The following is a 5,823-nucleotide window of genomic DNA, read 5'->3' on the forward strand; positions in this document are numbered from 1 at the left end:
GCGCTCACAGGCATCGCAGAGATGGAAGAGGTGCGCGAGGGCTACCTATTCCTCGGTTTATGTTAACAGCACGTGTGATGCCGTTGTCTGTATTTGCGTTTGGATCATGTATAACAAGCCTCCGATTCTCTGTTAATAAGATCATGTTTGACGTAGACCCAAATCAAATAGAAAGCCTTTGCGCCGAGGATCTTGTGCTGCTGCTGAGGCGCTTACTGCACGCCGAGGCCCAGGCTGCAGGTCTTCCGCTGTCCGGTGTCTTGGTCCCCCTACAAATCACTGTACCTGACGGGGGAGAGGATGGGCGGATCACGTGGGAGGGCGGCAAAGAGTCGACTGACTTTCTTCCGGGACGCAAAATCTTCTTTCAGTGCAAAGCCAGCAAAATTGGGCTGACAGGTTGGCAAAAGGAGTGCTGGGTCAAGTCGACCCATCGAAAAGGTCAAGCAAGAATACTAACGCCAGCGATGGATTCTATCATTGCTCAAGGGGGCTGCTATATTGGCTTTACGACCGAAGCGCTCACCGGGGAAAAGGCAGACAAGTATGTCGCCGGTATCAAGAAAGCGATAAGCACGGCTGGCGGTGATCCTACCAAATTGAGTGCGATCAAACTCTATGACGCCAACCAGATCGCAGTCTGGACCGCCCAACATCCGGCGGTAGCCATCTGGCTATCTGAGAAGACTCACGGCCAGTCGCTGGCAGGTTTCCAGACGGTCGAAGCATGGGGCACTCGATCCGACTTCAGCAGCGGATATGCAGATGACGTCGATAGTCGCTATATCATCGGAACAGTCGAGGAGCGCGGTCGTGCAGGCGACAACAAGGTTGACGCGAAAGTTGCGTGGGAGCGCATCCTCGCGCACATTGCCGAACCTGGCCAGTTGGTGCGCGTGGTGGGAACTTCCGGCCTTGGCAAGAGCCGGTTTGTCTATGAATCGCTTAAGGGGTCTTCGTCCCAACTTGCGGAAATGGTCCAACAAAGTACAATTTTTGCAGAGTACAAGGTGGTTCTCACGACATTGTTGTCAGTAGCGACCAAACTGGTGGACGAGGGCAAGCGGGCCTTGCTGGTGGTAGACGAATGTCCCCGCGATGTCGCAATCGAGCTAGGCAAGCAAGCTACACGTGATGGGAGCCTACTCAGCATAATAGCGATTGATACCGACGACCGACCGCTTGAAAGCGGCGACAGAAACCTTCATGTAGCTCTTTCACCTTGTGGCGCCAACCTCATCGGCAGCATCCTCCTTAAGGTAAACCCGAAACTCGATAAAGCCGCAGTTGAGCGCCTGCGCGACCTCTGCGGGGGATTCCCGCGTTTCGGCGTCCTAGCGGCAAAAAGTGTCGGTTTTGGAACGTCTCTCTTTGAAACGCCCGATGACGTGATCAATCGCATTCTAGAGGGAGCGAAAATTGTAGAGGCTGAGGAAGTTAGAGCTCTCGAGTGCCTCAGCCTCTTTGATTCACTATCGATTGAATCATCTAACCCAGTGGAACTAGATGTTGTTGCGATGGAACTTGGCCGTATGCCGGGTGACGCGATGTTCGAGCACCTAATAAAAGCGCAGCAATATGACATAGTCGGGCGAAATGGCGATCGTATTAACGCCCAACCTCTTCCTATCGCCGTCAGACTGGCTATGCGCCGGGTTGCTCTAATGCGCCCCGGCTTGCTCGTCCGCTTCTTAGCTGCGGCCAGCGATGAGCTTGCGTTGGCCCTGCTGGGTCGATGTCGTTATCTAGACAGATCACCGGTGATCATCGAGGTCGGTAATATTTTACTAAACGACGATGATCTTCTGGGCAAAGTCGATGCGATCCTCACACCTCGGGGAGCGGCCATGCTTGATGCACTGGTACATATCTTACCGGATCGCGTAGCCCAACATCTTGAGCACCTTATGCTTACGCACGACGTCGCGGTGTTGGCGGGAGCCACGGACGCTAGACGCAGTCTCGTAGAAGCTGCGGCCAAGCTGGCGTTCCGACCTCGCTCGTTTGGCATAGCAGCCCGGTTGCTTATGCGTTTGGGAGCTAACGAAACCGAACATTGGTCTAACAATGCTACTGCACTCTTCAAGCAGTTGTTCCAACTCGAACTGAGTGGCACGGCGGTTCCGCCTGAGGAGCGATACGCGGTTCTTGATGAAGGTCTCGCGAGTAATAATCCCGCAGTTGTCAGCCTCTGTGTTGAGGCGTTGGCCAGCGTTCTCAGCCGTGACGCCATCCGGTTTGGCGACTACGGAGCGATAGGTTCCTCCCCGGCCCTGAACGACTGGGCGCCCAAAACCTACGATGAAATAGACGACTTTTATCGGAACGGCTTACAACGGCTTGTCTCGATCCGTCAGTCACATCCGGTCTTTGCAGAGAGGAGTGAAGACATCCTCGCGAAGGCGGCGAGGCTCATGCTTAGCACGGGTATCTACAAAGAGTACGCCGATATCCTGACTACGATCGCGAACGAAAAGCGAGGCTGGCCGGATGCCGTCGAAAGCGTCGGTGACTGGCTGTACTTCGACCGCGCCGATCTCAGTAGCGAACGTACTCTCTTTGTGCGGAACCTATACGACCGTCTCCTGCCCTCCGAACCAATCGATCGCGCAATTTTGTTCACAAAATTTTGGCAGTCCGATATTCGCGATCCAGACTTACTGTATTCCGACGATGACGGAGACTTCGAGTATTCGGAACGTGTGGCGCGACAATTGGCGCGCGAAATCTCCACTGACCCAGATCTGACTCTGGCTGCGGTTCGGCGCATGACCACGATGGACCTAAAGACGGTATACCCCTTCGCTGATGAACTCGGTAGGAATGCTGCTAACCGGGCGGAAGCGTTCCAAGCAGCGTTGGAAATCGTGGGGACATGCGACGGAAGCATGCAAATGTTGCGCGGCCTGCTCCATGGGATTGATATTGTAGATTCAGCGTTGGCCGACAAGTGCCTGTCCAAAGCATCAGAGCAACTCGTTGGCAGCAAGCAATCGCTCATCGACTTGCATTCGGCGCTCGCGAAGAAGGATGTTGCCCGGCTTAAGGTTGCGATCTCCGACTTGAACTCTGGGCGCATTGCGCCCGCGGACTATGTCTATATCTCATACGGTCGCGGGCTGGATGACCTGCCACCTGAGGATGTGGCAGGTCTTTTACGCGCCCTAGCCAAGCATGGAAGCGACGGCATTTGGGCCGCACTGGAAGTAGCTCTGATGTATCGTTACGGTGAGCCGGCTCCAGCTTCTCATGCCCAAGAAATAACCGCTTTGTTGGTTGCGCCGGAGCTCACCGACCGCGCACGCGATCGCCAACGCGACTCGCACATCTTCGAGAGCCTACTTAACCGGGTACGCTCCTCTATTGGCGTTAGTGAAGAGTTCGCCGAGGGCCTTGCGCAGCAACTCGTGAGACTGGCGCAGAGCAGTGACTACAACCTTTTCAGCACGCTTGCACCCGCTATGCGCCATGTCGTCGAGGTGCTCGTCGCAGTCAAGCCAATAACTATCTGGGGCCAAATAGCTCGCTTTTTTGAGATAGCCACGCCGATCGAACGTGGACGTCTACAGCAAATGATCGGGCCCGATCGCAATCGCTTCGATAAATCCAAGAATACTGGATCAGGTCCTTTGTTTGGGATTCCGCAGGACGATGTCCTTGAATGGGCCGACGGGGCTGCGGATCGCCCCCCTCTGCTTATCGACTTCTTCCCCACTCTTAGCAACTCTGAGGATGGTGCTCGGCAATGGCACCCTGCTCTTGAGGCCATCGCTACGCGTTATGGTAACAATGAGGCATTTCGGAAGGCCCTTGGTCGCCGTTTGCGCCCATCCTCTTGGTCCGGTTCTATTGTACCGCTACTGGAAGTCTATCTTCCCCCGCTTGAAAGCTGGTTCAAGCATCCCTCCCGCGACCTGGCAAATTGGGCGAAGCGCATGCACCAAAGCCTTGCAGATCAAATTGAGCGAGAAACACAATTTGAGAATTAAATACCATACACCCGTTACGGCAGACAAATTTATCCGGAAACGGGGCCGTTTATCTCACTCTACAGTGTCCACTTTGGGCCATGGATCTCGTCCATAAAACAAGTCTGACCGCGCCCCCCGCTCCCGGGAGGCGCCCCCTTCATCCCACCCTCAATCCACGTTAAACACCAGCGGCTTCGCCTGCTTGATCGCCGGATGCGCGGTCAGCTTGGCGAGCACTTCGGGGCCGACCAGTTCGTCGACATAGAGCAGCGCGATGGCGTCGCCGCTCTGTTTTTCGCGGCCCAACTGGAAGTTGGCGATGTTGACGCCGGCGTCGCCCAGCGTCGAGCCCATGAAGCCGATCATGCCGGGGACGTCGGTGTTGGTGATGTAGATCATGTGGGCGCCGACCTCGGCGTCCATGTTGATGCCCTTGATCTGGATGAAGCGCGGCTTGCCGTCGGAGAACACGGTGCCCGCGACCGAGCGGGTCTGGCGTTCGGTGGTCACCGTGAGCTTGATGTAGCCGTCATAGACGCCGGTCTTGTCGCGCTTGACCTCGCTGAGGATGATGCCCTTTTCCTTGATCATGATCGGCGCCGAGACCATGTTGACGTCGGCCACCTGGTTGCGGATCAGGCCCGCGAGCAGCGCCGAGGTGAGCGCCTTGGTGTTCATGGTCGCGGTCACGCCGTCATAGAGGATCTCGATCTCCTTGATCGCGCTCTCGGTGGCCTGCCCGGCGAACGAGCCGAGCACGTCGGCGAGCCGGATGAAGGGTTTCAGGATCGGCGCTTCTTCCGCGGTGATCGAGGGCATGTTGATGGCGTTGGAGACCGCGCCGCGGATCAGGTAATCCGACATCTGCTCGGCCACCTGCAGCGCCACGTTCTCCTGCGCCTCCGTGGTGGAGGCGCCCAGATGCGGCGTGCAGACGACGTTGGGCAGGCCGAACAGCGGGCTTTCGGTGGCGGGCTCGGTCTCGAACACATCAAAGCCCGCGCCGGCGACATGGCCCGACTTGATCGCCTCGGCGAGGGCCGCCTCGTCGACCAGGCCGCCGCGGGCGCAGTTGATGATCCGGACGCCGGGCTTGGTCTTCGCCAGCGCGTCGCGGCCGAGGATGCCGCGGGTCTTGTCGGTCATCGGCACGTGCAGCGTGATGAAATCGGCGCGGGCCAGGAGCTCGTCGAGCTCGACCTTGGTCACGCCCATTTCCTCGGCGCGCTCCTTGGAGAGGAACGGATCATAGGCGATGACGTGCATCTTCAGGCCGATGGCGCGGGCGCAGACGATGGAGCCGATATTGCCGGCGCCGATGACGCCCAGCGTCTTGCCGGTGATCTCGACGCCCATGAACTTGGATTTCTCCCACTTGCCGGCCTGGGTGGAGGCGTCGGCGGCGGGCAACTGGCGGGCGACGGCGAACATCAGCGCGATGGCATGCTCGGCGGTGGTGATGGAATTGCCGAAGGGCGTGTTCATGACGATGATGCCGCGGCGCGAGGCCGCGGGAATGTCGACATTGTCGACGCCAATGCCGGCGCGGCCGATGACCTTGAGATTGGTCGCCGCCGCGATCAGCTTCTCGGTGGCCTTGGTGGCCGAGCGGATGGCGAGACCGTCATAATTGCCGATGATCTCGAGCAGTTTTTCCTTGTCCTTGCCGAGCTTGGGCTGGAAGTCGACGTCGACGCCGCGATCGCGAAAGATCTGGACGGCGGTTTCCGACAGTTCGTCGGAGACGAGTACGCGAGGTGCCATGGGAGGCCTCCATTGGTGGGAATTCTGAAATGATGGAAACGGGATGCCGGGCCGCGCGGGAAGATTCCGGCGCGGCCGCGGGGGGTGG

Annotated in this window: 2 protein-coding genes; one reads left to right on the forward strand and one right to left on the reverse strand. The window is 57.9% G+C overall.

Features of this window, described 5'->3' with window-relative positions; all coding sequences use genetic code 11:
* Window positions 1-143: 143 nt before the first annotated feature.
* On the forward strand, window positions 144-3,989 hold the full coding sequence (locus LL06_RS17915; RefSeq protein WP_152599658.1) for a hypothetical protein: 3,846 nt from the start codon (window positions 144-146) through the stop codon (window positions 3,987-3,989).
* 150 nt (window positions 3,990-4,139) lie between these two features.
* Here the strand turns inward: LL06_RS17915 and serA are convergent, their stop codons facing one another.
* Window positions 4,140-5,735 carry a phosphoglycerate dehydrogenase gene (gene serA, locus LL06_RS17920; protein ID WP_035529968.1) on the reverse strand — a complete coding sequence of 532 codons (1,596 nt, stop codon included), beginning with the start codon at window positions 5,733-5,735 and terminating at the stop codon, window positions 4,140-4,142.
* Between the last annotated feature and the right edge of the window lie 88 nt (window positions 5,736-5,823).

The sequence above is a fragment of the Hoeflea sp. BAL378 genome (genome assembly GCF_000759435.1).
Lineage (GTDB): Bacteria > Pseudomonadota > Alphaproteobacteria > Rhizobiales > Rhizobiaceae > Hoeflea.